Raw genomic sequence first — 22498 nt, forward strand, 5'->3', positions numbered from 1 at the left:
TCGTTGAGGGAATAACGATGGTCAATTCAATCGAAGCACTGGAAGCAATTTACGGCCAACCCCACGACCGTGCCGTGCGCAAGCAGATTCCGTTTCTGAACGAGGACTATCAGGCGATGGTTCGCGCCTCGCCGCTGATCATCATCAGCTCGGTCGGCCCGGACGGCATGGATGGCTCACCCCGGGGCAATGCGCCGGGGTTTGTGCGGATCATCGATGAACGCACCCTGGCGATCCCGGATCGTCCGGGCAACAACCGCATCGACACCCTGCGCAACGTGGTGCTCGATTCGCGGGTGTCGCTGCTGTTCATCATCCCGGGGATCGGCGAGACCTTGCGCGTCAACGGCACCGCGCAGATCAGCGCCGAACCTGCGTTGCTGGAGAGTTTCGCCGTGAACGGCAAACCGGCGCGCACGGTGCTGCTGGTGACGGTGGAGGCGGCGTATTTCCACTGTTCCAAAGCGATTGTGCGTTCGCAGCTGTGGAACCCGGAACGCTATCTGGACCGCTCTGCCCTGCCGACGGCGGGGGCGTTTCACAAGCGGCTGAACGATGGGCAATTTGATGCCGAGACATATGACCGGGAAGCGCCAGCGCGGGTGCGCGATAGTCTCTATTAGAGATTGAGATCTTCCGATCGCCTTCGCGGGCAAGCCTCGCTCCCACAGGTCCTGCGCGAATCCTGTAGGAGCGAGGCTTGCCGCGAAGGCAATTTCAGCCGCACCGAATCAATCAGAGCTCAAGCACCATCTCATGCCACGCCATCCCGCCATGGTCCGACGCCGATGGCTTGATGTAGGCGAACCCGAACCCCGCATACAGCGGAATATGCCGCTCCTTGCACATCAGATGAATGCTGGACTTGCCCATCCCGCGCATGCGCTCGATGAATTCGCCCATCAGGCGTTTCGCCAGACCCTGCCCCTGATAATCCGGGTGCACCACCACCGACATGATCACCACGTGCGGGCCTTTCGGGTCGTGGCCGATCAGTTCCTTGAACGCTTCGTCCGACATTTCCACTTCAAATGCTGCACCGGAATTGATGAAACCGGCTACAACGCCGTCGACGTCGGCCACGATGAACCCTTCGGGCCAGGTGGCGATGCGGGTGGCGATCTTTTCCCGGGTGGCGGCTTCGTCGCCTTCGTAGGCAACGGTTTCAATGGCGTAGCAGCGGTCCAGATCAGCAGGCGTGACGTGGCGGATGACGGTGTTCATGGCAGCTCGGATTCAGCGTTGGAAGGTGGCCGATGATAGAGGAATAAGGTGTTCATATCGATCACCACTGGCGCCGTAAAGCCTGCGTATAGACGCTGTCATTGCTCGTCCAAGCGGATTATTGATAGGCCCTGTCTCTGATCATCCATAGGGGAACACACCATGAGCAGCGTTCAGATCGGCCTTCTTATGCTGTTGGGCATCAGCGCGTTTGGCTTTATCACCTTGTCCATCGACCTGTTGCGGGCGCGACGGATGAAGCAGGGTAAATGACGAGTCGAGAGGCGGACCCGCGGTCCGCCTCTCGTTGCGATCATTCGGGTTTGAGTGGCAACCAGATTTCCAGCACACCGGTGTTGAGCTTCGGGTTGAAGTCCTCGCTGTAGCGTTCGAACTCCGGGGCGTCTGCCGCAGCGCGACCGGACTGTGGCAGCCAGGTTTTCCAGATGTATTGAAAGGTCTGGGGCAAGGTGTCCAGCGAGCCCTGGTGTTCGAACACCGCGTAATGCTGGGGTTGGACCTCGACCCAGCGGTACTTGTCGGGCAGATCGTCGAGCTTGCTGATTTCCACGCCGGCGATGTATTCGAACCCGCCCATGCCGTCGGGATTGCAGCAGATGCCGTAGGTCACTTCACTTTTCTGCCCGGGAATCTTGCCGATCTCGGGAATGAATTTATCCCAGAGGTCGGGGATCTGTTTCGACGTTTCCTGGGTAAATCGCCCGCCAAGCCCGGCAATGAGCAGGAAATGCCCGTTCTCAAAACGTGGTTCGGCCGGTTTGACGCCTGATTGCTCATCCATGACTCAACTCCTGATACAAAAAAGTGGGTTCGGCTGGGAGTATAGAGGCCCTGCCCGATTCTCCCAGTCACAGGCCCGGAACCTGCCCGACGGCAGCCGCGCCGATAAACTCGTTGTAGCCCGATAGGATCACGTAAACCGCGAAATAGCAGAAGATCGCCGCCGATGCCATGTAGGAGTAGCGCAACAGCTTGTCGCCCAGCAACTTGCCGCCATGGCTCGCGGCGAAGCACAACGCGACGCACCAGAGCACCCCGGCGCAGAGAAAACCGCCCAGGAACAACGCCGAACTGAGGGTGCCGCCGCCGGAACGCGCGATCAGGGTACCGCCGACGGCAGCAAACCAGAGAATCGCGCTGGGCGAGGACATGGCGAGGAAGATCCCACGAAAAAACTCACGCCGATGGGAGTTGTTTCCTACCTCCGCGCCTTGGGCCAGCACCGCTTCGTGGTGGATCGCCGAGTAAATCATCTTCGCCGCGAAGTACAGCAGCAACGCCGAACCGCCGATCCACAGCACCCAGCGCACGGTTTCGTATTGCAGCAAAACCGTCATCCCGGCCAGGGCCAGCACGGCGTAGATCAGGTCGCCGACGCAGGTCCCCAACCCCAGCGCAAAGCCTTGGAAATAGCCGCGTTGCATGGCCAAAGTGATCATCGCGATGTTGGCCACGCCAATGTCCAGGCACAGCGAAAGGCTCAGCAAGAAGCCACTGCTAAATTCCATCAACCCGTTTCCTTCGGAAAAATTTGTTTACAGAGTGGCTGGACAGTTTGCCACAACAGCCCTTACATTCCGCCACAGGCCACCGCAGTGGCCAGCGTCGCTCGGACGGTTCCGGGCGCTCACGTTATCCGAGGCACCAATGGCTAACCCAGGTTCGCCGCGCCGCTTTGCGCGCATAGATCGACTCCCCCCTTACGTTTTCAACATCACTGCCGAGCTGAAGATGGCCGCCCGTCGTCGTGGCGAAGACATCATCGACTTCAGCATGGGCAACCCTGATGGCCCGACCCCGCCGCACATCGTCGAAAAACTGGTGACCGTCGCCCAGCGCGAAGACACCCACGGTTATTCGACGTCCAAGGGCATTCCGCGCCTGCGCCGGGCGATTTCCAACTGGTACAAGGATCGCTACGCGGTCGACATCGACCCGGAAACCGAAGCCATTGTGACCATCGGTTCCAAGGAAGGCCTGGCGCATTTGATGCTGGCCACCCTCGACCAGGGCGACACCGTTTTGGTGCCGAACCCGAGCTACCCGATTCACATCTACGGTGCCGTGATTGCCGGCGCCCAGGTGCGCTCGGTGCCGCTGATTCCGGGCGTGGACTTCTTCGCCGAACTGGAAAGCGCGATTCGCGGCTCGATCCCGAAACCGAAGATGATGATCCTCGGCTTCCCGTCGAACCCGACTGCGCAATGCGTGGAGCTGGATTTCTTCGAGCGCGTGATCGCCCTCGCCAAGCAGTACGACGTCTTGGTGGTGCACGACCTGGCCTACGCCGACATCGTCTATGACGGCTGGAAAGCCCCGTCGATCATGCAAGTGCCCGGCGCCAAGGACATTGCGGTGGAGTTTTTCACCCTGTCCAAGAGCTACAACATGGCCGGCTGGCGCATTGGTTTCATGGTCGGCAACGCCGAACTGGTCAACGCCCTGGCGCGGATCAAGAGCTACCACGACTACGGCACCTTCACCCCGTTGCAGGTCGCAGCGATTGCGGCGCTGGAAGGCGATCAGCAGTGTGTGAAAGACATCGCCGAGCAGTATCGCCAGCGGCGCAACGTGCTGGTCAAAGGCCTGCATGAACTGGGCTGGATGGTCGAGAATCCGAAGGCGGCGATGTACGTCTGGGCGAAGATTCCCGAGGCGTATGCGCACCTGGGCTCGCTGGAGTTCGCCAAGAAAATGCTCGCAGAGGCGAAGGTTTGCGTCTCGCCGGGCGTAGGATTCGGGGAATACGGGGATGATCATGTGCGCTTCGCGCTGATCGAAAACCAGGACCGGATTCGTCAGGCCGTGCGCGGGATTCGCGGGATGTTCAGGGCGGATGGATTGGTCACCAAAACCAACGCCTGATACATCAAACACCCACAAAAAAACCGCATCGCTGCGGTTTTTTTGTGCCTGCTCGTTACCTGATCGTTCCCACGCTCCGCGTGGGGATGCATCCCGTGACGCTCCGCGTCACAGGGGACGCGGAGCGTCCATGGCGGCATTCCCACGCAGAGCGTGGGAACGATCAGGTAGGTTGGTGTAATCCCTGTAGGAGCGAGGCTTGCCCGCGAAGCTTTTAGACAACCAGCGACAGCAGCAGGATAAAGCCCAGCGCGACCACAGACAGGATGGTTTCCATCGCCGTCCAGGTTTTGAACGTCTCGACCACGGTCATGTTGAAGTACTGCTTCACCAGCCAGAAACCCGCGTCATTGACGTGGGACAGCACCAGCGAACCGGCACCGGTGGCCAGCACCAGCAGCTCACGGTTCACGCCCGGAATCATCCCGACGACCGGCACCACGATGCCCGCGCCAGTAATGGTCGCCACGGTGGCCGAACCGGTCGCCACGCGAATCACTGCGGCTACCAGCCACGCCAGCAGGATCGGCGAGATCTGGGCGTTCACCGCCATGTGGCCGATCACGTCACCCACACCGCTGGTCACCAGCATCTGCTTGAAGCCACCACCGGCACCGATGATCAGGATGATCGCAGCGGTCGGCGCCAGGCTCGAGTCCAGCAGTTTCAGGATTTGCTTGGAGCCGATGCCCTGACGATGGCCAAAGGTGTACAGCGACAACAGCAACGCCAGCAGCAGCGCCGAAATCGGGTGACCGATCAGGTCCATCCAGCTGCGGAAGAAGTGCCCGTCCGGCAGTGCGACGTCGGCAAAGGTTTTGAGCAACATCAGGAACACCGGCAGCAGCACGGTAACCAGCGTAATGGTGAAGCTCGGCAGGGTCGTGGCTTCTGGCTCACGGGCCAGTTGATCCACCAGTTCCTGATTGGCATGGCCGGGAATGTACTTGGCGATGAACGTACCGAAGATCGGACCGGCAATGATGGCGGTCGGCAGCGCAACGATCAGGCCGTACAGAATGGTTTTACCAATGTCGGCACCGAACACGCCGATCGCCAGCAACGGACCCGGGTGCGGTGGCACCAGGCCGTGTACCGCCGACAGACCGGCCAGCAGCGGGATACCGATCTTGATGATCGACACGCCGGTACGCCGGGCGACGATGAACACCAACGGGATCAACAGCACGAAGCCGATTTCGAAGAACAGCGGAATGCCGACCAGGAACGCCGCGAACATCATCGCCCACTGCACGCGCTCTTTGCCGAACGCGCGAATCAGGGTTTGGGCAATCTGATCCGCCCCGCCCGACTCGGCCATCATTTTGCCGAGCATGGTGCCCAGCGCGAGGATGATCCCGACAAAGCCGAGCACCCCGCCAAAGCCGTCCTGGAACGCTTTGAGAATGGTGCCCACCGGCATGCCGGAGGTCAGGCCGAGGAAGCCGGCGGCGATGATCAGGGCAATGAATGGATGCAGCTTGAACTTGGTGATCAGGACAATAAGTCCGATCACGGTAACCACCGCGTCTAGCAGCAGGAACGACTCGTGGGACATGCCAAACATTAGGGGTGTCTCCTGATTGTTGTTGTTATTAAAGCGGGTAATTCGCAAGGCATAAGGACAGCGCTATCTCTTGGAGGAAGACTCATACCGCGAGCTTCAAGCCGTGTTCAAGCCACCAGACATGTGCCTGTTTGGCCAATTGCTCGACGCTGTGGTTCGAAGCGTCCAGGGCCAGGGTCAGCGGCTCGCCAACGGGGGATTCAAGGGTCGCGAACTGGCTGTCGATCAAGGTCGACGGCATGAAGTGGCCCGGGCGGTGGGACACACGCTCGGCAGCGACTTCAGGGGTCAGTTCAAGGAACACGAAGCCCAGGCCCGGCAAGGCACTGCGCAATACTTCGCGGTAACTGTGTTTGAGGGCCGAGCAAGTCAACACCGGGCGCTCGCCCTTGGCGTCAACGCGGCGCAATTCATCGCACAGGCTGTCGAGCCAGCCGGCACGGTCTTCGTCGTTCAGGGGGATTCCCGCGCTCATCTTTTCGATATTGGCGGCAGGGTGGAAAGTGTCGCCTTCAATGGCAGTCGCGCCGCTGAGCTGGCACAAGGCTTCGCTGACGCAAGTCTTGCCACAACCGGCAACGCCCATGATAACCAGGGCGGTGATGGGATGATTCATGAAACACCTCAGCGCGCAGACAGCGCTACCTTTGCTACGTGAAACTCTAGTGCAAAAGTAGAAGTTGCCGACGCCTTCTTGTCATTTTTGTGGGTTGCAGCATGTTCGCTCACGAGGCCAAAAAGCGAGGTTCAGGCAAAACTCGCTTACGCATTTGCAGCTGCTTCGGGACAGCGCTACCTTAGTGCCTTGAATTTTGTTTGGCAAGCCGCCCCGATGACCACCCCTAAAAACGATAAAAATCCACGAACCACTGGCCGCCCTACCCTCAACGAAGTCGCACGCCTGGCCGGCGTCAGCCCGATCACCGCTTCCCGCGCCTTGCGCGGGGTCAGCACCGTGGCCACCGAACTGGTGGAAAAAGTCCAGAAAGCCGCGGCTGAACTGAATTACGTGGTCAACCCCGCCGCTCGCGCCCTGGCCTCGGCCCAGAGCCATTCGGTGGTGGTGCTGGTGCCGTCGCTGTCCAACCTGCTGTTCATCGACACCCTGGAAGCCATTCATCAGGTTCTTCGCCCCAAGGGCTTTGAAGTGCTGATCGGCAACTTCCATTACTCGCGTGATGAAGAAGAAAACCTGCTGCGCAACTACATGGCCTATCAGCCGCGTGGCTTGTTGCTGACCGGCTTCGACCGCACCGAAAGCTCGCGACGGATGATCGAGGCGAGCAACATCCCCTGCGTGTACATGATGGAACTGGACAGCGCCGCGGGCCTGAATTGCGTGGGGTTTTCGCAACTGGCCGCCGGGGAAACCGCCGCCGAGCATTTGTTGTCCCGTGGACGTAAACGCCTGGCGTACATCGGCGCGCAACTGGATCAACGCACGTTGCTGCGTGGCGAAGGCTTTCGCAAAGCCCTGCAAAAGGCCGGTTTGTACGACCCGGATCTGGAAGTGCTGACGCCCCGTGCGTCCTCCGTCGGTTTGGGTGGCGAGTTATTCTTGCAACTGCTGGCCACCCACCCCGAGGTCGATGCGATCTTCTTCGGCAACGACGACCTGGCCCAAGGCGCACTGCTGGAGGCCATGCGTTGCGGGATCAAGATCCCCGAGCAAGTGGCGATCCTCGGCTTCAACGACCTGCCGGCCTCGGCGCACATGGTCCCGCGCCTGAGCAGCATCAGCACCCCGCGCGAAGCCATCGGCCGGCGTGCGGCGGAACAGATGTTGACGTTGATGGCGGGTAATGCGGTGGCCAAACCCGTGCAGGACATGGGGTTTGAGTTGAAGGTGCGGGAAAGCACCTGAGCAAAACCGCAGCCATTGTGGCGAGGGAGCTTGCTCCCGCTGGGCGGCGAAGCGGCCCCAATTCTGACGCTGCGGTTATCAGAAAAAACCAGTCGTCTGATATAGGGCTGCTACGCAGCCCAACGCGAGCAAGCTCGCTCGCCACAGGTCAGTGGTCAGTCGTGTGGGTCGAGCTTATCCAGCGCTCGATTCACCGCCATTTCCGCCGACAGGATGATCTGTGCAATACCCAGCGCGGTGTTGCGATGAGGGTTGTCCAGTAAGGTCGCGAAGTCATTGATCATGACATTGGCCGAAGCCAGGGATTCGCAGGCGTGGGCCAGCAGGGTTTCGTTGTTGAGGTCAGTCGAGATGCTGAACATGGGACTGATTTTGCGCGGCGGGTTGGGAGTCGGTTTGAACATGGTGATGTTCCTAGAGTGATGGAGCTGCCACGATTCGCTGCTAGACGAATAAGGTGACAGCCGTGCGCGGGCTAGCAGACCAGGACTCTAGAACCCGGTAGATCCGAAGATCTTCCCACGCACAGCCGCCATAACGTGAACGGGCCACGAACGGTGAACGCATGCGTCTAAAGTACCCGGGCTGCTAGACCCGATCGCTGAATTGGCAGCGACACGGGAACAATAAAATCCGGGCACCAGACGCACAAGCCGGCGGATTCTGGCGTAGTTGTAGGCAATGGAGCAAGAAGCTGTAGCCTTTTGAAACCTGCCGAAACCGCTTTCCTACAACCCTTTCCTACGCCTCAAGGGCGACCGCCAATCATTGTGGCGAGGGGGCTTGCTCCCGCTGGGCTGCGAAGCGGCCCCAAAAAAGCAGAGGACTGCTGCGCAGTCCAGCGCGAGCAAGCTCGCTCGCCACAGGTTATGCGTCGGACATAAGGCCAACGAACGCCAACGCGCCTTTCTGCAATGGCTGGCTCTTGAGCCACACCGCGTGCACCGGCAGCACCAGGCCATTCTCGATGTTCCTGAATCGCAGACGCTTGAGCCGTCCAGCATCGAGCAACGGCTGCACCACCGATAACGGAAAATTCCCCCAGCCCAACCCCGCCTCGACCATTTCCAGCGCCGCCGCCAACGTGTCCGTACGCCAGTAGGATTCGGCCACCAGCGGCCGGGTTTCGCTGATCGGCAAATCGCGGCTGGCAACGACGATCTGCCGCACATGCACCAGGTCTTCCAGAAACAGATCCTGCCCCTTAACCAGCGGATTGTCCGCCGCCAGCGTGGCGATCATCCGTTCCGTGCCGACGAACTGGAAACGCTCCAGCACGTTCATGCTCAACCCGGCGAACGCGAGGCACACGCTGACCCGGCCGCTGTGCAGCAGCGCCAGCACATCATCCTGCGGCGCGCTGAGCACTTCGATTTCCAGGAGCGGATGGCGCTCGGCAATGACTTTGATCGCCGTCATTAAACGGGACTTGTCGATGTCCGCGACAACGCCGATCGACAGCTTGCTCTCCAGCCCCAACGACAACTCGACCGCATGCACCTGCAACTGCTTGAGCTGTTCAAAAATCAGCCGGGCATGGGGCACCAGCGCGCTGGCCATCGCCGTCGGCACCGGTTCGCGATGGCTGCGGTCGAACAGCGGATAACCCAGCTCGGCCTCAAGGTTGCCGATGCCCATGCTCACCGCCGACGGCACTTTGCCCAGCGCCCGGGCAGCGGCGGAAAACGAGCCGCGCTCGATCACCGCGAGAAACAATTCGATGCTGTCGCTGTTGAAATTCATCCGCTGTCCTATCAATAAAACTGAAAGCTTCTGACTTTTTCTGTCAGCCCTATTGAAGCTATCTTTCGCCGCCTTCGCCAGTGCTGCTGGCTCAAGTCCGCAAGAAAGAGGCAAACCCCATGCAAGGCGTTAAACGCAAACTGGTCTACGTGTCGCTGTATGAAGTGATCGGCATGACCTTCTCGGCCCTGGGCCTGGCGCTGTTGTCCGGTACGTCGCCAGGCAGCACCGGGCCGTTGGCGGTGATCATTACCACCATCGCCGTGACCTGGAATTTCATCTACACCTCGCTGTTCGAGCGCTGGGAAAGCCGCCAGCCTTCGCGCACCCGCACCGTCAGACGGCGCATCGCCCATGCCGTGGGTTTTCAACTAACCTTGATTGTGTTCCTCATTCCGTTGATCGCCTGGTGGATGAACATCAGCCTGGTGCAGGCATTTTTGCTCGACCTGGCGCTGATCATTTTCATCCCGTGTTACACCTTCGCCTTCAACTGGTTGTTTGATCGCACGTTTGGTTTGCCAGCGTCGGCGCTGCCGGATCCCGCTTAGTGGTAGATTCCCGAGGCGTCGATTCGCTAAAGGAGTAGCTCCATGGAACATGCACTGAAGATTCTCGGTAAGGCGTCGTCCATCAACGTCAGAAAAGTCCTGTGGACGTGTGAGGAACTGGGTGTTGCCTACGAGCGTGAGGATTGGGGCAGCGGTTTTGCCTCGACCCACAGCCCCGAGTTCACCCGCCTCAACCCCAACGCCCAGGTGCCGGTGATCATCGATGACGCCGGGGTGTTGTGGGAATCCAACACCATTTGCCGCTACCTGGCCGGCAAGCATCACCACCACGAATTGCTGCCCACCGAACCGGCTGCACGGGCACGGGTAGAGCAATGGATGGATTGGCAGGCCACCGAGCTCAATCGGTCGTGGAGTTATGCGTTCACCGCGCTGGTGCGCAAGGATCCGGAGTTCCAGGACCCGCATCAGATTGCCGTCGGCGTGAACGACTGGAACCACAAGATGAGCATCCTTGAGCATCAGCTCGCGGCCACCAAGGCCTATGTCGCCGGGCCACGGTTCACCCTGGCCGATATCGTTATCGGTCTGTCGGTCAATCGCTGGCTGATGACGCCGATGGAGCGGCCGGACTTTCCTGGCGTCGATGAGTATTTTCAGCGGTTGGCACAGCGTCCGGGGTTTCTGAAACATGGGTGCAATGGGTTGCCTTAAACCTGTGGCGAAGGCGGTTGTTTTTGGAGCTTTAGGGTCTCGTCACGCCATAAACCCTTAAAACCAGCGGTGTTTTGGCAATAAGCCAGCGGATATCGTCACAGCACCACAAAAATTAACAATCATTGATTTCCGATAGCAGGCTAAGCTTTCCCTTCAACAAGAATCGGATCAGCCCATGCCTGCTCACTCCCTCACCGCCGTTCAAGCAGACGGCATCGACCCCGTCCGCGCCGCTCAGATATCCGCTCGCATCGACCGTCTCCCAGCCGTTTCCACGATCTGGAAACTGGTGGCGTTGCTGTCGATTGGCGGTTTCTTCGAACTCTACGATTTGTTCCAGACCGCCTACATCAGCCCCGGCCTGATCCGCGACGGCATCTTCGCCACGGGCAGCCAAGGGGTGTTCGGCTTCTCCGATCAAGCGGCGTTTGCCTCGGCGACCTTTCTCGGATTGTTCCTCGGCGCGAGCCTGCTCAGTCCTTTGGCTGACCGCTTCGGTCGGCGGGCGATCTTCACCTTTGCGCTGATCTGGTACACCGTCGCCACCGTGGCCATGGGCGTACAGAGTTCGGCGCTGGGCATTATCTGCATGCGCTTTCTGGTCGGCATCGGCCTGGGTATCGAGCTGGTGACCATCGACGCCTACCTTTCGGAACTGGTGCCTAAACGCATGCGCAGTTCGGCGTTTGCTTTCGCGTTTTTCGTGCAGTTCCTGTCGGTGCCGGCGGTGGCGTTGATGTCCTGGTGGCTGGTGCCGCAGGACCCGTTCGGGGTGTCGGGCTGGCGCTGGGTGGTGCTGGCGAGCGCGGTGTTTGCGCTGTTTATCTGGTGGCTGCGCTCACGCTTGCCGGAGTCGCCGCGCTGGTTGGCGCAACATGGCCGTTTCGATGAGGCCAGCCGGATTCTCGACAGCATCGAAGCCCGTTGCGTGAAGGATCAGGGCAAGGCGCTGGACGAACCGGAACTGGCAGCGGTGGACATTCAGGGCACGGGCCGCTTCGCCGATATCTGGCAACCGCCCTATCGGCGCCGGGCGTTGATGCTGATCGTGTTCCATGTGTTCCAAGCCATTGGCTTCTTCGGTTTTGGCAACTGGTTGCCGGCGTTATTGTCCGGTCAGGGCGTGAGCGTGACCCACAGTTTGATGTACGCCTTCATCATCACCCTCGCCTATCCGCTGGGGCCGTTGCTGTTCGTCAAGTTCGCCAACCGTTTCGAGAACAAGTGGCAGATCGTCGGCTCGGCCCTCGGCGCCATGACCTTCGGCACGCTGTTCGCCCTGCAAACCAGCGCGGTCGGGTTGATTGTCTGCGGGGTGATGATCACGTTCTGCAACGCCTGGCTGAGTTTCGCCTATCACTCCTACCAGAGCGAACTGTTCCCCACCAACATCCGCGCCCGGGCGGTGGGCTTCTGCTATTCGTTCAGTCGTTTGTCGACGGTGTTCAGCAGTCTGCTGATCGGCATTTTCCTCGAACACTTCGGCACGCCGGGGGTACTGGCGTTTATTGTCAGCAGCATGTTGATCGTGATGATCACCATCGGCTACTTCGGGCCGCGCACCCGCAACCTGGCGCTGGAGAACATCGCCCACCGCTGAAGCGGTTGCCGTCTGCCGCCCAGCGGCAAGGATTGACCGCCGCCGCTGCCGAATCGCGCCAAAAACCGGGCGTTTCAGCAGCGGCACGCTAATTGCTCCGACAGACTCAACAGCAATTACCTACAGGTTTATCCATCATGTTGGTCAGTGCCCATCAAGCTTCCATCATTCAAAAAACCCAGCGCACGGACATGGACCCCACCACGGCCGCCGCGAGCGCGCTGTACAGTGGCTTGATCCAGAACGCGCAGAACACCGTGGCGCAAATCAAGCAGGACAGCACCAACGCGCAGTCCTCCGGACTGAACGCCGCCACCCAGCAAGTCAGCGCGGCGAGCACCATCAGCGACAATGTCGATGAAGCCTTCGCGAAAACCCGCGTGGGCCTGCAAGCGACCGTGCCGGATGACAACAAGGCCAAGTCCACCGACAGCACCGCCATGACCGACTTCAAGGACTACATGAGCAAAACGCCGGAACAGCGGCTGCGCGACAGTATCCTGAAAGACATGGGCATCACTGAAGAGCAGTTGCAAGCGATGCCGCCGGCGCAACAACTGGCCGTGAGCAAAGAGATCGCCGAGCGCCTCCAGGACAAAATGAAACTGGCCCAGGCTGACAAGGAAAACGGCAGCACCGAGAAGCAGGATGGGCCGCAGGTGGTCGATAAGTTCCTGGCTTCGCTGTAACGGCGTTCGCCTTAAAAAGGGTCCCTCAGCGGACCCTTTTTTTTTCTGGCGATATAACCGCCCATCGGCTTATAACGCCCACCTGTAAGTTCTGACAGTAGACAGCCTCCCCCACCTATCCAATGATGACTGCGCCGCGCAATCAGAAGATTCGCGCAACTATCAAGAGAATGGAGGCCGCCATGGCGACAAGCGCAACGGTATCAACCACATTGTCAGTTGACGATAACAGTTCCAGTCACTGTGAATCCGCCACTGTAACCTCCACAACAACATTGAGGAAAAACGAGTCAGCGCCTGTTAAAACGCGCAATGAATCAGGGAAAGGGACATTCACCGCAAAATTTGAACGCCCGCCCGGAGCCCCTTCATTGCCGGACTTTACAGGTCGCGACCTATACGCGGATCCGAATGCCCCCCCTCTTCCGACCACATCTATCGAAGCTACTTCCTATGAACATCATCTTAGTCGCTTCCTATTCACCTTCCCGGAAGGATTACCAAACGGCACTCACGACCTGACACTCAGTGCAACTAACGCCGTTATTCTCCATCAACTTATTAGCTACCCCGTCGATGGTGGCAAGTTAAACATTACCGTCGACAATGGTGCTTTCAAAGACAAAGGTGAATACGCCGGCACCTTTACCATACAGTCACACGATGGACCAGGAAGATTGGTGACTATCACCGGAGAGTTCAACTTCACCACTGTCCCAGAATGACAGGCATGGTCCATGTTCTAAAACTCAACACCACTCCCCGGCGGAGCGAGCACATCAAGGTCTGCCTGATTTAACCAACCCATAATGTTAGGTCGTGCTCAATAATGGGTTCAAACCCGTCAGTAATATCTAAGCCCCTCAACCTGTAGCAAGTGCCTGAGGGGCTGTTTTTCCTTTGCGCTAATTCAACTGCAACGTCGAATTAAACTGACTGATCGCATCCACCACATGCCGCGATCCCTGCTGAATCTCCAGAATCACCTCCCCCGCTTCGTTCGCCAGTTCCACACCCAGCCCGGTGCGACTCAGGCTCGACTGCATGCTCGACACCGCGCTCAACGACAAGTCATGGTTCCTGCGCACCACGTCGACGATCTCCAGCGTCGCCTGACTGGTGCGCGCCGCGAGGCTGCGCACTTCATCCGCCACCACGGCAAACCCGCGCCCATGCTCCCCGGCCCGGGCCGCTTCGATGGCGGCGTTGAGCGCCAGCAGGTTGGTCTGGTCGGCAATGCCGCGAATGGTCTGGACGATGGTGCCGATGATGTCCGACTGTTTGCTTACCGCGTCGATGCTCAGGGCCGCTTCGTTGAGGTCGCGGGAAATGTCCTGGATGATCTGCACCGTCTGCTGGACCACTTGGGATCCTTTTTGCGCGCAGACGTCGTTTTGTACCGAGGTGCTGTGGGCCGATTCCGCGGCGGCTCGCAGGGTGGTGACTTGCTGGGTGATGTCGCTGGCGAACTTCACCACTTTGTACAACCGGCCTTTGCTGTCGAACAGCGGGTTGTAGGAGGCTTCCAGAAACACCGTATGACCGTGCTTATCCTTGCGCTCGAAACGGTGCGAGTGATATTCGCCGCGATTGAGTGAGGCCCAGAACGCCTTGTACTGCGGCGACTCGGCTTCGGCGCGGTGACAGAACAGGCTGTGATGCTGGCCAATCACTTCGTTGAGCGAGTAATGCATGGTTTTCAGGAAATTGTCGTTGGCGGTGATGACCCGGCCGTCCGGGGTGAATTCGATCACCGCCATGGAGCGCCCGATGGCTGCGAGCATGCTTTCTTCTTCGTGCTCTTTATGGATACGAGCGGAGATGTCCGAGGCCACTTTGATCACGCTACGCACCTGGCGATCCGGCCCGAACACCGGCATGTAACTGGCTTCGAGCCACACCTCGCGACCCGCCTTGTTCAAACGCAGGAACGTACCGCTGACCGGTTCGCCACGGGCCAGGTCACGCCACAACTTGGCGTATTCCTCACTGCGATAAAACGCTTCTTCGCAGAAGATCCGGTGGTGTTTGCCGCGCACTTCTACGGCGCTATAGCCCATGACCGCGCAAAAGTTTTCATTGGCGTCGAGCACGATGCCCTCGGGGCTGAACTCGATCATCGCCATCGAGCGACTGACCGCCGCCAACTTGGCGTTGGCCTCGCTCAGCGCGCAGTTGAAGCGCTCGATCTCCAGCAGGTCAGCCTTGTGATGTAGGTTAAACATGGTTCTATCACCTTCAGCGCGATCTTTGATTGATGCAGGAGCAAAGCTTGCCCGCGATGCACGATGACGCGGTGTGTCAGGTCCGGCGCTATCGCGAGCAAGCGTTGCTCCTACAGGGGAAATGCCGGGAGAACGTTCTCGGTCATTTCAGATCCACCACTACGTTCCACGGAACAGGCACACGCATCCCGCCAAGGGCAGGATGTGTCAGGTGATAAATGATGTTCAATCGGAGTGTCCATGCAGCGACGCTCTTATCAAGACATCCTTCTCTTGATAGCCCGGTCGGGCCAACCCTAACGTTTTGGTAAGTAACTCCATTTACGGCACGGCTCCTGATTGTTGAGTGTCGGTGCTTTGGGTGCGCACTCTTCGGCTGATGTCACGGCGCTCACGCTTCCGGTCACGAACCATTCATTTTTGTGACTGAAGAAGTGAGCTATGGGTGAGCATAGCCAGTGAACTGACAGGCGCAATGCCATTAGTCGGCCAATAATCAGCACAAAATCGGTTCAGCGACACAGGCCGATCATTGGTCGGCGAGCATGCTCAGCAGCGCTTGCACCGGGGCAGAAGGGGTCTTGTGCGGTGCCACCACCAGGGCAAATTCGCGAACGATCCGTGGTAGCAGCGCAATGACCCGCAACCCTTGGCGATTGGCCGGCAGTGTCATTTCCGGCACCAGGGTCACGCCGATGTTTTCCCGCACCAGGGTGAAGGCGCTGCTCCACTCCCGGACCTCGGCCCGGACATCGCTCAGTTGCAAACCGGCGTCGGCCGCCAGGCTGCGGGCGTTGGTCGAACAGCCACCAGTGGCGAGCACAAAGGGGTGCGTCACCAATTGCGCCAGGCTGATGCCTTCTTCGTGTGCACCCCGTGGCAGGGGATGGCCGCCGGGCAGCACCGCCACCCAGGCATCGCGCCCCAACACCGCGGCATTGCGCTCGGGCGCGGGGTTCAGCACCACGCCGACATCCACCAGCCCGGCGTCGAGCAGGGTTTCCACTTCGTCGTCGCTGACTTCCAGGGCCACCACCTGAACGCCGGGATAGAGCCGATTGAACTGACGCAACAGCGGCGGCAGAAACGTCGCCAGCACCATGGGAAAACTGGCCAGGCGAATGCTGCCGCGCTGGATGTCTTTTGCAGCGTCGACGGTGCTGCGAATGGCCTCCAACGCGCCGAGCATGGTCCGCGCCTGCTCGATCACCGGCAGGCCGATGGCGGTCGGCAGGGTCTGGCGGTTTTCCCGGCTGAACAGTTGAACGCCCAGGGTTTCCTCGATCAGCGCCAACGCCTGGCTGGCACCGGACTGGGTCATGCCGACCCGCTCGGCCGCCCGGGTAATGTTGCCGGTATCGGCCACCGCCACCACCATTCGCCAGTGCATCAGATTCATCATGGCAGTAGCTGTCCTTATGGCAGTGTTCTGGAAGATTAATTTTACGAAGACCGGCGCGCACTATGACACTGGCGCAAATCCTCAACCAGAGCCCTGCCCATGAAGCTGTATTACGCCCCGCAAGCCTGCTCGATGGCGCCGCACATTGTGTTGCGCGAACTCGATCTGCCGTTCGAATTGATCCGTGTCGATAACCGCACCAAGCAAACCGCTGCGGGTGAGGATTTCCTCGCCATCAATCCCAAGGGCTACGTCGCGGCGCTGCAACTGGACAACGGCCAGGTGCTGACCGAAGGACCGGCGATCCTGCAATACCTGGCGGACCTGCGACCCGAGGCGAATCTGGCGCCGCAGAACGGGACGTTCGAACGGGTGCGGTTACAGGAATGGTTGAACTTCGTCTCGACCGAGATTCATGGCGGGCTTGGATGGCTGTTCAATGCGCAGTTTCCCGAGGAGGTGAAGCGGTTGATCAAGGAGAAATTGTTCAAGCGGTTTGCGGTGTTGGTTCGCACGCTGGAACAGCAGGACTATTTGATGCCGGAGGGGTTCAGCGTGGCGGATGCGTATTTGTTTACGGTGCTGCGTTGGGCGGCGGGGTTTGGGATTGAGTTGGAGCAGTGGCCGGCGTTGGTGCGGTTTCAGGCAAGGATTGATCAGCGCCCGGCGGTGAAGGCGACGTTGGCGGCGGAGTTGTTGTAGGGCTGGAGGCCGCCTTCGCGGGCAAGCCTCGCTCCTACAGGATTCAATAAATCACAAACTCCCACTCACCTTGCTCGCCACTTCCCCCGGCACCCAGCCCTTCCACACCTGCGGCTGATCGCGCAAAAACGCCTCGGCGACCTGACGCGGTGGCTGACGTTTTTCGCTCATCTGCGCCAGGGTCTGGTTCAGCAGATCTATCGGCAAATCGACCTTTTCAAAGAAGGCCACCAAGTCCGGGTACTGCGCCTTGAACGGTGCGGAGACGCCAATCGCCAAGCTCGCCGGCATCGAGCGAGTGCCCTTCGGATGCGGGTTATTGGCGTCGGCCAGGGTCTTCCAGGCTTCGGCATCGAACGCCGGCTCTTCGAGTTTCACCAGTTTGAACCGCCCCAACAACGGCGTTGGCGACCAGTAGTAGAACAGCACCGGTTTGCCGCGACGGATCGACGACGCGACCTCGGCATCCAGCGCCGCGCCAGAGCCGGTGCGGAAGTTGACGTAATCGGCGGTCAGGTCATAGGCCTTGAGTTTCTGGCTGTTGACGATCTCCGAGGTCCAGCCGGTGGGGCTGTTGAGGAAGCGGCCGCGGCTTGGGTCTTCCGGGTCGCGGAACACGTCTTTGTAGCGTGGCAGGTCAGCCACGGATTTCAGCTCCGGGGCCAGTGGCTTGATGCCGCGTTCCGGGTCGCCCTTGATCACGTATTCCGGCACCCACCAGCCTTCGGTGGCGCCTTTGACTGTGTCACCGAGGCCGAACACTTTGCCCTCGTTCGAAGCTTTGACCCACGCCGGACTGCGCCCGGCCCACTCTTCGCCGATCACTTGGATATCGTTCTTGGCCAGCGCCGCTTCAAGGCTGACGGTGCTGCCTGGCAAGGTATCGGTCGGGTAGCCGTAACCTTTCTCGACGATCAGGCGCAGGACTTCGGTGATGAAACTGCCGCTTTCCCAGGCGATGTCGCCGAAGTGGATCGGCGCGATTTTTTCGCTGGCGGGCGCCTGGGTGGCGACCAGGCTCAGGGCCAGCAGCGAACTGCCGAGCAGGGTTTTGATCGATCTCATGCGGACCTCTGGGTCGTTCTATTTAAGGGTTCATTGGCACTGTGCTGGGCGCACAAGGCTTGGGAGCGGGTCATGTAGACGCTGACCGAGCGCTGGGAAATGCCCAGCTCGGCGGCGATTTGCGGGTAGGTCAGGCCATCGATCCGCGACAACAGGAACGTCGCCCGGACCTTGCCCGGCAAGCGGTCGAGGGTGCTGTCGAGCCGATGCAGGGCCTGGGTCAATTGCAGCAGTGCTTCCGGCGATTGCGCTTGACCGGCATCGGCATGTTGCAATTGATCGAGGTGCTGGCGCTCCAGATCGCGACGACGCCAGAGTTGATAGATCAGGCGTTGGGCGATGGTGGTCAGCAAGGCGCGAGGTTCGCGGATCGGCGTCAACCCCGGGGATTCGAGCAATTGGGTGAAGGTTTCGGCGGCGATGTCTTCGACGCTGGCGCTGGCGCCCAACTGCCGGCGCAACCGGGTGCACAGCCAGGAGTAATGCGCGCGGAACAAGCCGCCCACGTGGTTGCGATGGGAAAGGTCGGCGCCGGACATAGGGGCTCCTGGGGTTAGGGGTCGCTGAATGTCCGGTGATCCGGTGGCGCGATTCTAGACGGGAGCCTTATTCTTTAATAATACTTAAAAGGTATTTTTATATTCGATTAAGAAATTTAGATGCATGGCGCCTGTGAGATTGCTTTCGCGGGCAAGCCTCGCTCCTACAGGAACGGTGGTCAACTCTGTAGGAGCGAGGCTTGCCCGCGAGAGCGTTCTGACAGGCAACGAAAATCCCCCACCGTTAACGCAACCGCCCATACCCCAACGCCTCGGCCTCCTGCTGGTAATCAAGCACCACCTGATAGTCGCTTTCCGTCGCGGGCAATACCTCTTGCAGACCGAGGATTTCGGCGACGTCCGGCAGCTCGCGCAATGTTTCGTTCATCACCCGCCGAAGTTGCTCGACCTGCTCATCACTGGCACTCGCCGCCGTGATGTACGGCAAGGTCGGGCTGAACGCGCTGCGGGCAACCACGCGCAAACCCGCCACTTCGGCTTCGGCGTGCCGCGCCAGGTAGGCGAAGGTCACGCTGTCGATGGCGGCCAGGTCGGCAAGGTTTTCACGCAGCCAGCGCAGGCTTTCACGGTGGCCGCCGCTGATGCCGACACGGGCGAAGAACTGACCGTCGCGGTGCAGTGGCGCCAGGCGATGGCGCAGCAGGTTCATGCCGCTGTTGGAGCCTTCGTCATTGATCACCCCGCGACAGTTGTAAAAGGCCGGCAAGTTGCGGCGAGGATCATCGGCGCGGCTGAGTAGCAGGCTGCAATGGTTGCCGCCGTTGCTGTCCGGCAATTCATAGCGAGGACGACCGACAACCCGGACCTGACCACGCAACAAGGTCATCAGCGGATAGCCGCAGGTTTGCGTCAGCAGCAATTGCGGGGAGAGCCAGAGGTCCGGCAGCGACAGGCCCTCGGCGCTTTTGCGGGAGGCGCCCAGGCGTTGCGCGATGCCAGTCAGCCAGCGTTCATTGGCGCGACGGATCGATTCCGGGGCGACGTACATCAGTAGTTCGGCGAGGTGCTGGGTCATCGAAATTCCTTCAGCCAATCAATGAAACGGATGTTGCGGGCTGTCGATCGCCCTGAGCCCATGCTGGCGCCACAACTGCCCATAACCCCGCACCAGAAACCCGCCGCTGCGTGCCTGCCATTGCTCACGACGGGTGCGATAAGCCTTGGGCAAGTCGTACCAGGGCAGGCTCGGTATGTCGTGATGCACCAGGTGCAGGTTGTTGTTCAGGAACAGCCAACTCCACGGCCACGCCGCTTCGTTGAGCACGGTGCGTTGCTCGGGTCGGGCGTTGGGGCGGTGTTCATAGTAGGAGCGAATCATCGCAATCGACAGCGCCGGCACGCTGATCAGCAACAGGTAATGCCACACCGGGAGCACGCTGAAACGCGCGATGAACGCCAGCATCAACCCGGTGAGCGCGCCATGGGTGAGCCACATCAACCAGGCCTGCCGCTCACCCGCTTGCAGACGTCGCAGCTCTTTGCGCGCCAGCGCCAGTAACGCCAGGGGGGCGCCGACCATGACGCGCCCCAGCACGGTTTTGTTCAAGCGGTGCAGGACCTGCTTGAACACGGAACTGCGCTGCCAGTGCTCGGCGGTGAGGTAACGGCTTTCCGGGTCGCGGCCGGGGATGGTCAGGTCTTCATCGTGGTGATGCAGCAAATGGCTGTCGCGATACAGGGTGTACGGGAACCACACCGCAAACGGTGCATAACCGAGGACTTTGTTCAGGGCCAGCCAACGCGTGGGATGGCCGTGGAGCAGTTCGTGCTGCACCGACAGCCAGAGCACCACCAGTGGAATCAACAGCACGGTGCTCCACCAAAGGCCCAATCGGTCGCTGGCCAGGATCAGGCCGAACCAGCCCGCGTAGACGCCGGTCAGCAGCAACCAGGTCGGCCACTCGGTGCGAGCGGTCAGGCGTTGGCGCAGGGTTTCGATTTCTTCTCGATGGGCGGCGTCGAAGTAATGGGACATGGCTTTGCTCAGAACGGGACGTGTCCCTCTCTGTGCAATGGGGTGGGGAAATCTTGCAGATTATTTTCTGGTTTAACGATCGTTCCCACGCTCCGCGTGGGAATGCAGCCCGTGACGCTCCGCGTCACTGGACGCGGAGCGTCCCCAGAGGCATTCCCACGCGGGAGCGTGGGAACGATCGGCACGGTGACTCAGGTTTTAGTGCCCGAACACATCCACCTTCTTGGCCTTCTTGTCCGCGCGCTTTTCATCGGCGGTTTTTGCCGGTTTTTTCTTCGCTGCTTTTTTTGAATCCATGCCTTTGGCCATGATACGTACTCCACTCATACGGGATGTGAAGTCAGGTATACACCTATCGCGCCGCTCGCGTTCTTTTATAATCGCCCACTTTGCCAACTGACAGCCAACGCCCATGCCAGACACTCAGTACGCCTTGCTCGACGAACCGTTATGGCCGTTGATGAACAAGTTTTACCGCGCCCACCAATCGCCGATGAAAGCCGTGCGCGAAGCTCAATTGTGGGTGGCCCGGCGCGGCGAAATTGTCGCGGCCTTGTGTTTACGGCCGGTGGCGGGCGGGTACTGGTTGACGGGTTTGTTCGTCGATCCAGCGTGTCGTGAACAAGGCATCGCCGCCGCGCTGATCGCCGAAGCGGTGAAGGGCCTCGACAGCCCGGTCTGGCTGTATTGCCACCCGGATTTGCGCGGCTTTTATGAGCGTCGGGGTTTTATCTTCGACCCGCAAATGCCCTACGCCATGGTCGAACGCCTGACCCGTTACGCCCGCAGCAAACCGATGATCGCCATGGGCTTAGAACCGTTGGTGAGGTCGTCCATCGATAATGTGTGATCAGCTCTTGATTGCTGCGTGCTAGCCTCGGGGTCGACTTCGAATCTGCCTGGATGCGCCATGAAACCTGCCCTGCTCGCCTTGACCCTGACCGCCCTGCTCACCCCTGTTCTGGCGCACGCCGCCGACACCCCGTCCATCTCCAGCGCGCAATACGCCGAGGTGCTCAAAGGCACCTGGCGCGCGCCGCAGAACGTGGTGCGCGACGTCTACCGCCATCCGCAGCAGAGCCTGCAATTCTTCGGCTTGCGCGCCAACCAGACCGTCATCGAAATCACCCCCGGCAGCGGTTGGTACAGCGAACTGCTGGCGCCGCTGCTCAAGGAGCACGGCCACTACATTGCCGCCGTGCAAGCGCCGACGGTCAGCGACTATGCGCGCAAGAACGAAGAAACCCTCAAGGCCAAATTCACCGCCGCCCCGACGCAATATGCCAAGGCCCAGGTGGTCGAGTTTGATCCCAAGGCCCCGGTGCTCGGCAAACCCGGTTCGGCAGACACGGTGCTGACCTTTCGCAACGTGCACAACTGGGTGCTGGCCGACACGGCGCCGCTGATGTTCGAGTCGTTCTTCAAGGTGCTGAAACCGGGCGGCGTGCTCGGCGTGGTGGATCACCGGGCCAAAGACGGGGCGTCGCTGGACGACATCAAGCACAGCGGCTACCTGACCACCGCGTATGTGGTGAAACTGGCGACCGATGCGGGGTTCAAGCTGGAGGAAAAAAGCGAGATCAATGCCAATCCGAAGGACACCAAGGATTATCCCGAAGGCGTCTGGACCTTGCCGCCGGCGTTGACGTTGGGGGAGAAGGACAAGGCGAAGTACGTGGCGATCGGGGAGTCGGACCGAATGACGTTGCGGTTTGTTAAACCGGGGAAATAAAAAGCAGAATCAAAAGATCGCAGCCTTCGGCGGCG

Annotated in this window: 24 protein-coding genes and 1 pseudogene; 11 read left to right on the forward strand and 14 right to left on the reverse strand. The window is 60.0% G+C overall.

The features are described from left to right. Nucleotides 1–17: 17 nt before the first annotated feature. Nucleotides 18–623, forward strand: coding sequence for a pyridoxamine 5'-phosphate oxidase family protein (locus FQ192_RS06225; protein WP_149657818.1), 606 nt, complete (start codon nucleotides 18–20; stop codon nucleotides 621–623). Nucleotides 624–735: 112 nt separating this feature from the next. On the opposite strand, the gene FQ192_RS06230 is transcribed toward FQ192_RS06225, so the two are convergent. The 3 genes from FQ192_RS06230 to FQ192_RS06240 form a co-directional block, all read right to left on the reverse strand. Further along, nucleotides 736–1224 carry a GNAT family N-acetyltransferase gene (locus FQ192_RS06230; protein WP_149657819.1) on the reverse strand — a complete coding sequence of 163 codons (489 nt, stop codon included), beginning with the start codon at nucleotides 1222–1224 and terminating at the stop codon, nucleotides 736–738. A gap of 313 nt (nucleotides 1225–1537) precedes the next feature. Next, entirely contained in the window at nucleotides 1538–2026 is a 489-nt protein-coding gene (locus FQ192_RS06235) for a GyrI-like domain-containing protein (protein WP_149657820.1), read from the reverse strand. A gap of 67 nt (nucleotides 2027–2093) precedes the next feature. Further along, nucleotides 2094–2753: a LysE family translocator gene (locus tag FQ192_RS06240; RefSeq protein WP_149657821.1), complete on the reverse strand. Its 660-nt coding sequence runs from the start codon at nucleotides 2751–2753 to the stop codon at nucleotides 2094–2096. Between the two features lie 139 nt (nucleotides 2754–2892). On the opposite strand from FQ192_RS06240, the gene alaC reads away from it, so the two are divergent. After that, a complete protein-coding gene (alaC, locus tag FQ192_RS06245) occupies nucleotides 2893–4110 on the forward strand; it encodes an alanine transaminase (protein ID WP_149657822.1) in 1218 nt (405 codons plus the stop codon). Between the two features lie 214 nt (nucleotides 4111–4324). Here alaC and FQ192_RS06250 read toward each other — a convergent pair whose 3' ends face one another. Together FQ192_RS06250 and FQ192_RS06255 are read right to left on the reverse strand one after the other, a co-directional pair. Continuing rightward, nucleotides 4325–5677 carry a GntP family permease gene (locus FQ192_RS06250; protein WP_149657823.1) on the reverse strand — a complete coding sequence of 451 codons (1353 nt, stop codon included), beginning with the start codon at nucleotides 5675–5677 and terminating at the stop codon, nucleotides 4325–4327. A gap of 82 nt (nucleotides 5678–5759) precedes the next feature. Further along, the gene (locus FQ192_RS06255; RefSeq protein WP_149657824.1) at nucleotides 5760–6293 is read right to left on the reverse strand and encodes a gluconokinase; all 534 of its coding nucleotides are present in this window, start codon (nucleotides 6291–6293) and stop codon (nucleotides 5760–5762) included. A gap of 216 nt (nucleotides 6294–6509) precedes the next feature. On the opposite strand from FQ192_RS06255, the gene FQ192_RS06260 reads away from it, so the two are divergent. Next, nucleotides 6510–7541, forward strand: coding sequence for a LacI family DNA-binding transcriptional regulator (locus FQ192_RS06260; protein ID WP_149657825.1), 1032 nt, complete (start codon nucleotides 6510–6512; stop codon nucleotides 7539–7541). Nucleotides 7542–7696: 155 nt separating this feature from the next. Here FQ192_RS06260 and FQ192_RS06265 read toward each other — a convergent pair whose 3' ends face one another. Both FQ192_RS06265 and FQ192_RS06270 read right to left on the reverse strand, forming a co-directional pair. Further along, nucleotides 7697–7945, reverse strand: coding sequence for a DUF6124 family protein (locus FQ192_RS06265; RefSeq protein WP_149657826.1), 249 nt, complete (start codon nucleotides 7943–7945; stop codon nucleotides 7697–7699). Between the two features lie 463 nt (nucleotides 7946–8408). After that, entirely contained in the window at nucleotides 8409–9284 is an 876-nt protein-coding gene (locus tag FQ192_RS06270) for a LysR family transcriptional regulator (RefSeq protein WP_149657827.1), read from the reverse strand. Between the two features lie 119 nt (nucleotides 9285–9403). On the opposite strand from FQ192_RS06270, the gene FQ192_RS06275 reads away from it, so the two are divergent. The 5 genes from FQ192_RS06275 (at nucleotide 9404) to FQ192_RS06295 (ending at nucleotide 13527) form a co-directional block, all read left to right on the forward strand. Next, nucleotides 9404–9835 (forward strand): PACE efflux transporter, encoded by a 432-nt coding sequence (locus FQ192_RS06275; protein WP_149657828.1) that lies wholly within the window; start codon nucleotides 9404–9406, stop codon nucleotides 9833–9835. A gap of 42 nt (nucleotides 9836–9877) precedes the next feature. Next, nucleotides 9878–10510 carry a glutathione S-transferase family protein gene (locus FQ192_RS06280; protein WP_149657829.1) on the forward strand — a complete coding sequence of 211 codons (633 nt, stop codon included), beginning with the start codon at nucleotides 9878–9880 and terminating at the stop codon, nucleotides 10508–10510. Nucleotides 10511–10688: 178 nt separating this feature from the next. Next, on the forward strand, nucleotides 10689–12113 hold the full coding sequence (locus FQ192_RS06285; protein ID WP_149657830.1) for an MFS transporter: 1425 nt from the start codon (nucleotides 10689–10691) through the stop codon (nucleotides 12111–12113). Between the two features lie 137 nt (nucleotides 12114–12250). Then, nucleotides 12251–12802 carry a hypothetical protein gene (locus tag FQ192_RS06290; RefSeq protein ID WP_149657831.1) on the forward strand — a complete coding sequence of 184 codons (552 nt, stop codon included), beginning with the start codon at nucleotides 12251–12253 and terminating at the stop codon, nucleotides 12800–12802. Nucleotides 12803–12984: 182 nt separating this feature from the next. Continuing rightward, nucleotides 12985–13527: a hypothetical protein gene (locus FQ192_RS06295; RefSeq protein ID WP_149657832.1), complete on the forward strand. Its 543-nt coding sequence runs from the start codon at nucleotides 12985–12987 to the stop codon at nucleotides 13525–13527. Between the two features lie 180 nt (nucleotides 13528–13707). On the opposite strand, the gene FQ192_RS34945 is transcribed toward FQ192_RS06295, so the two are convergent. From FQ192_RS34945 to FQ192_RS06305, 3 genes and pseudogenes are all read right to left on the reverse strand, one after another. Then, entirely contained in the window at nucleotides 13708–14277 is a 570-nt protein-coding gene (locus FQ192_RS34945; protein ID WP_372242328.1) for a methyl-accepting chemotaxis protein, read from the reverse strand. Continuing rightward, nucleotides 14251–15027, reverse strand: a pseudogene (locus FQ192_RS34950) (PAS domain-containing protein); the annotation flags it as partial. The pseudogene FQ192_RS34950 and the gene FQ192_RS34945, both read right to left, overlap by 27 nt. Nucleotides 15028–15556: 529 nt before the next feature. After that, nucleotides 15557–16429, reverse strand: a complete 873-nt coding sequence (locus tag FQ192_RS06305) for a LysR family transcriptional regulator (RefSeq protein WP_149657834.1) — start codon at nucleotides 16427–16429, stop codon at nucleotides 15557–15559. A 99-nt stretch (nucleotides 16430–16528) separates the two neighbouring features. Here FQ192_RS06305 and gstA point away from each other — a divergent pair, with 99 nt between their 5' ends. After that, entirely contained in the window at nucleotides 16529–17131 is a 603-nt protein-coding gene (gene gstA, locus FQ192_RS06310; RefSeq protein ID WP_149657835.1) for a glutathione transferase GstA, read from the forward strand. A gap of 51 nt (nucleotides 17132–17182) precedes the next feature. Here gstA and FQ192_RS06315 read toward each other — a convergent pair whose 3' ends face one another. The 4 genes from FQ192_RS06315 to FQ192_RS06330 all read right to left on the reverse strand — a co-directional run bounded on the left by FQ192_RS06315 (nucleotide 17183) and on the right by FQ192_RS06330 (nucleotide 20731). Beyond that, the gene (locus FQ192_RS06315; protein ID WP_149657836.1) at nucleotides 17183–18196 is read right to left on the reverse strand and encodes an ABC transporter substrate-binding protein; all 1014 of its coding nucleotides are present in this window, start codon (nucleotides 18194–18196) and stop codon (nucleotides 17183–17185) included. Then, nucleotides 18193–18735, reverse strand: a complete 543-nt coding sequence (locus FQ192_RS06320) for a sigma-70 family RNA polymerase sigma factor (RefSeq protein ID WP_149657837.1) — start codon at nucleotides 18733–18735, stop codon at nucleotides 18193–18195. Before FQ192_RS06320 ends, FQ192_RS06315 begins: the two co-directional genes overlap by 4 nt. A 244-nt stretch (nucleotides 18736–18979) precedes the next feature. Continuing rightward, complete coding sequence (locus tag FQ192_RS06325) at nucleotides 18980–19771, reverse strand: phosphate/phosphite/phosphonate ABC transporter substrate-binding protein (RefSeq protein ID WP_149657838.1); 792 nt, start codon at nucleotides 19769–19771, stop codon at nucleotides 18980–18982. Nucleotides 19772–19789: 18 nt separating this feature from the next. Next, nucleotides 19790–20731, reverse strand: coding sequence for a fatty acid desaturase (locus FQ192_RS06330; RefSeq protein ID WP_149657839.1), 942 nt, complete (start codon nucleotides 20729–20731; stop codon nucleotides 19790–19792). A 412-nt stretch (nucleotides 20732–21143) separates the two neighbouring features. Here FQ192_RS06330 and FQ192_RS06335 point away from each other — a divergent pair, with 412 nt between their 5' ends. Both FQ192_RS06335 and FQ192_RS06340 read left to right on the forward strand, forming a co-directional pair. Next, nucleotides 21144–21581 (forward strand): GNAT family N-acetyltransferase, encoded by a 438-nt coding sequence (locus FQ192_RS06335; RefSeq protein ID WP_149657840.1) that lies wholly within the window; start codon nucleotides 21144–21146, stop codon nucleotides 21579–21581. 60 nt (nucleotides 21582–21641) lie between these two features. Continuing rightward, complete coding sequence (locus FQ192_RS06340) at nucleotides 21642–22463, forward strand: class I SAM-dependent methyltransferase (protein WP_149657841.1); 822 nt, start codon at nucleotides 21642–21644, stop codon at nucleotides 22461–22463. Nucleotides 22464–22498: the final 35 nt, after the last annotated feature.

The sequence above is a fragment of the Pseudomonas sp. ANT_J12 genome, from assembly GCF_008370045.1.
Classification (GTDB): Bacteria; Pseudomonadota; Gammaproteobacteria; order Pseudomonadales; family Pseudomonadaceae; genus Aquipseudomonas.

Bases quoted from the DNA above. Each gene is read 5' to 3' on its own strand.
- FQ192_RS06225 (WP_149657818.1), top strand. From the start codon at position 18: ATGGTCAATTCAATCGAAGCACTGGAAGCAATTTACGGCCAACCCCAC.
- FQ192_RS06230 (WP_149657819.1), bottom strand. From the start codon at position 1,224: ATGAACACCGTCATCCGCCACGTCACGCCTGCTGATCTGGACCGCTGC.
- FQ192_RS06235 (WP_149657820.1), bottom strand. From the start codon at position 2,026: ATGGATGAGCAATCAGGCGTCAAACCGGCCGAACCACGTTTTGAGAAC.
- FQ192_RS06240 (WP_149657821.1), bottom strand. From the start codon at position 2,753: ATGGAATTTAGCAGTGGCTTCTTGCTGAGCCTTTCGCTGTGCCTGGAC.
- alaC (WP_149657822.1), top strand. From the start codon at position 2,893: ATGGCTAACCCAGGTTCGCCGCGCCGCTTTGCGCGCATAGATCGACTC.
- FQ192_RS06250 (WP_149657823.1), bottom strand. From the start codon at position 5,677: ATGTTTGGCATGTCCCACGAGTCGTTCCTGCTGCTAGACGCGGTGGTT.
- FQ192_RS06255 (WP_149657824.1), bottom strand. From the start codon at position 6,293: ATGAATCATCCCATCACCGCCCTGGTTATCATGGGCGTTGCCGGTTGT.
- FQ192_RS06260 (WP_149657825.1), top strand. From the start codon at position 6,510: ATGACCACCCCTAAAAACGATAAAAATCCACGAACCACTGGCCGCCCT.
- FQ192_RS06265 (WP_149657826.1), bottom strand. From the start codon at position 7,945: ATGTTCAAACCGACTCCCAACCCGCCGCGCAAAATCAGTCCCATGTTC.
- FQ192_RS06270 (WP_149657827.1), bottom strand. From the start codon at position 9,284: ATGAATTTCAACAGCGACAGCATCGAATTGTTTCTCGCGGTGATCGAG.
- FQ192_RS06275 (WP_149657828.1), top strand. From the start codon at position 9,404: ATGCAAGGCGTTAAACGCAAACTGGTCTACGTGTCGCTGTATGAAGTG.
- FQ192_RS06280 (WP_149657829.1), top strand. From the start codon at position 9,878: ATGGAACATGCACTGAAGATTCTCGGTAAGGCGTCGTCCATCAACGTC.
- FQ192_RS06285 (WP_149657830.1), top strand. From the start codon at position 10,689: ATGCCTGCTCACTCCCTCACCGCCGTTCAAGCAGACGGCATCGACCCC.
- FQ192_RS06290 (WP_149657831.1), top strand. From the start codon at position 12,251: ATGTTGGTCAGTGCCCATCAAGCTTCCATCATTCAAAAAACCCAGCGC.
- FQ192_RS06295 (WP_149657832.1), top strand. From the start codon at position 12,985: ATGGCGACAAGCGCAACGGTATCAACCACATTGTCAGTTGACGATAAC.
- FQ192_RS06305 (WP_149657834.1), bottom strand. From the start codon at position 16,429: ATGATGAATCTGATGCACTGGCGAATGGTGGTGGCGGTGGCCGATACC.
- gstA (WP_149657835.1), top strand. From the start codon at position 16,529: ATGAAGCTGTATTACGCCCCGCAAGCCTGCTCGATGGCGCCGCACATT.
- FQ192_RS06315 (WP_149657836.1), bottom strand. From the start codon at position 18,196: ATGAGATCGATCAAAACCCTGCTCGGCAGTTCGCTGCTGGCCCTGAGC.
- FQ192_RS06320 (WP_149657837.1), bottom strand. From the start codon at position 18,735: ATGTCCGGCGCCGACCTTTCCCATCGCAACCACGTGGGCGGCTTGTTC.
- FQ192_RS06325 (WP_149657838.1), bottom strand. From the start codon at position 19,771: ATGACCCAGCACCTCGCCGAACTACTGATGTACGTCGCCCCGGAATCG.
- FQ192_RS06330 (WP_149657839.1), bottom strand. From the start codon at position 20,731: ATGTCCCATTACTTCGACGCCGCCCATCGAGAAGAAATCGAAACCCTG.
- FQ192_RS06335 (WP_149657840.1), top strand. From the start codon at position 21,144: ATGCCAGACACTCAGTACGCCTTGCTCGACGAACCGTTATGGCCGTTG.
- FQ192_RS06340 (WP_149657841.1), top strand. From the start codon at position 21,642: ATGAAACCTGCCCTGCTCGCCTTGACCCTGACCGCCCTGCTCACCCCT.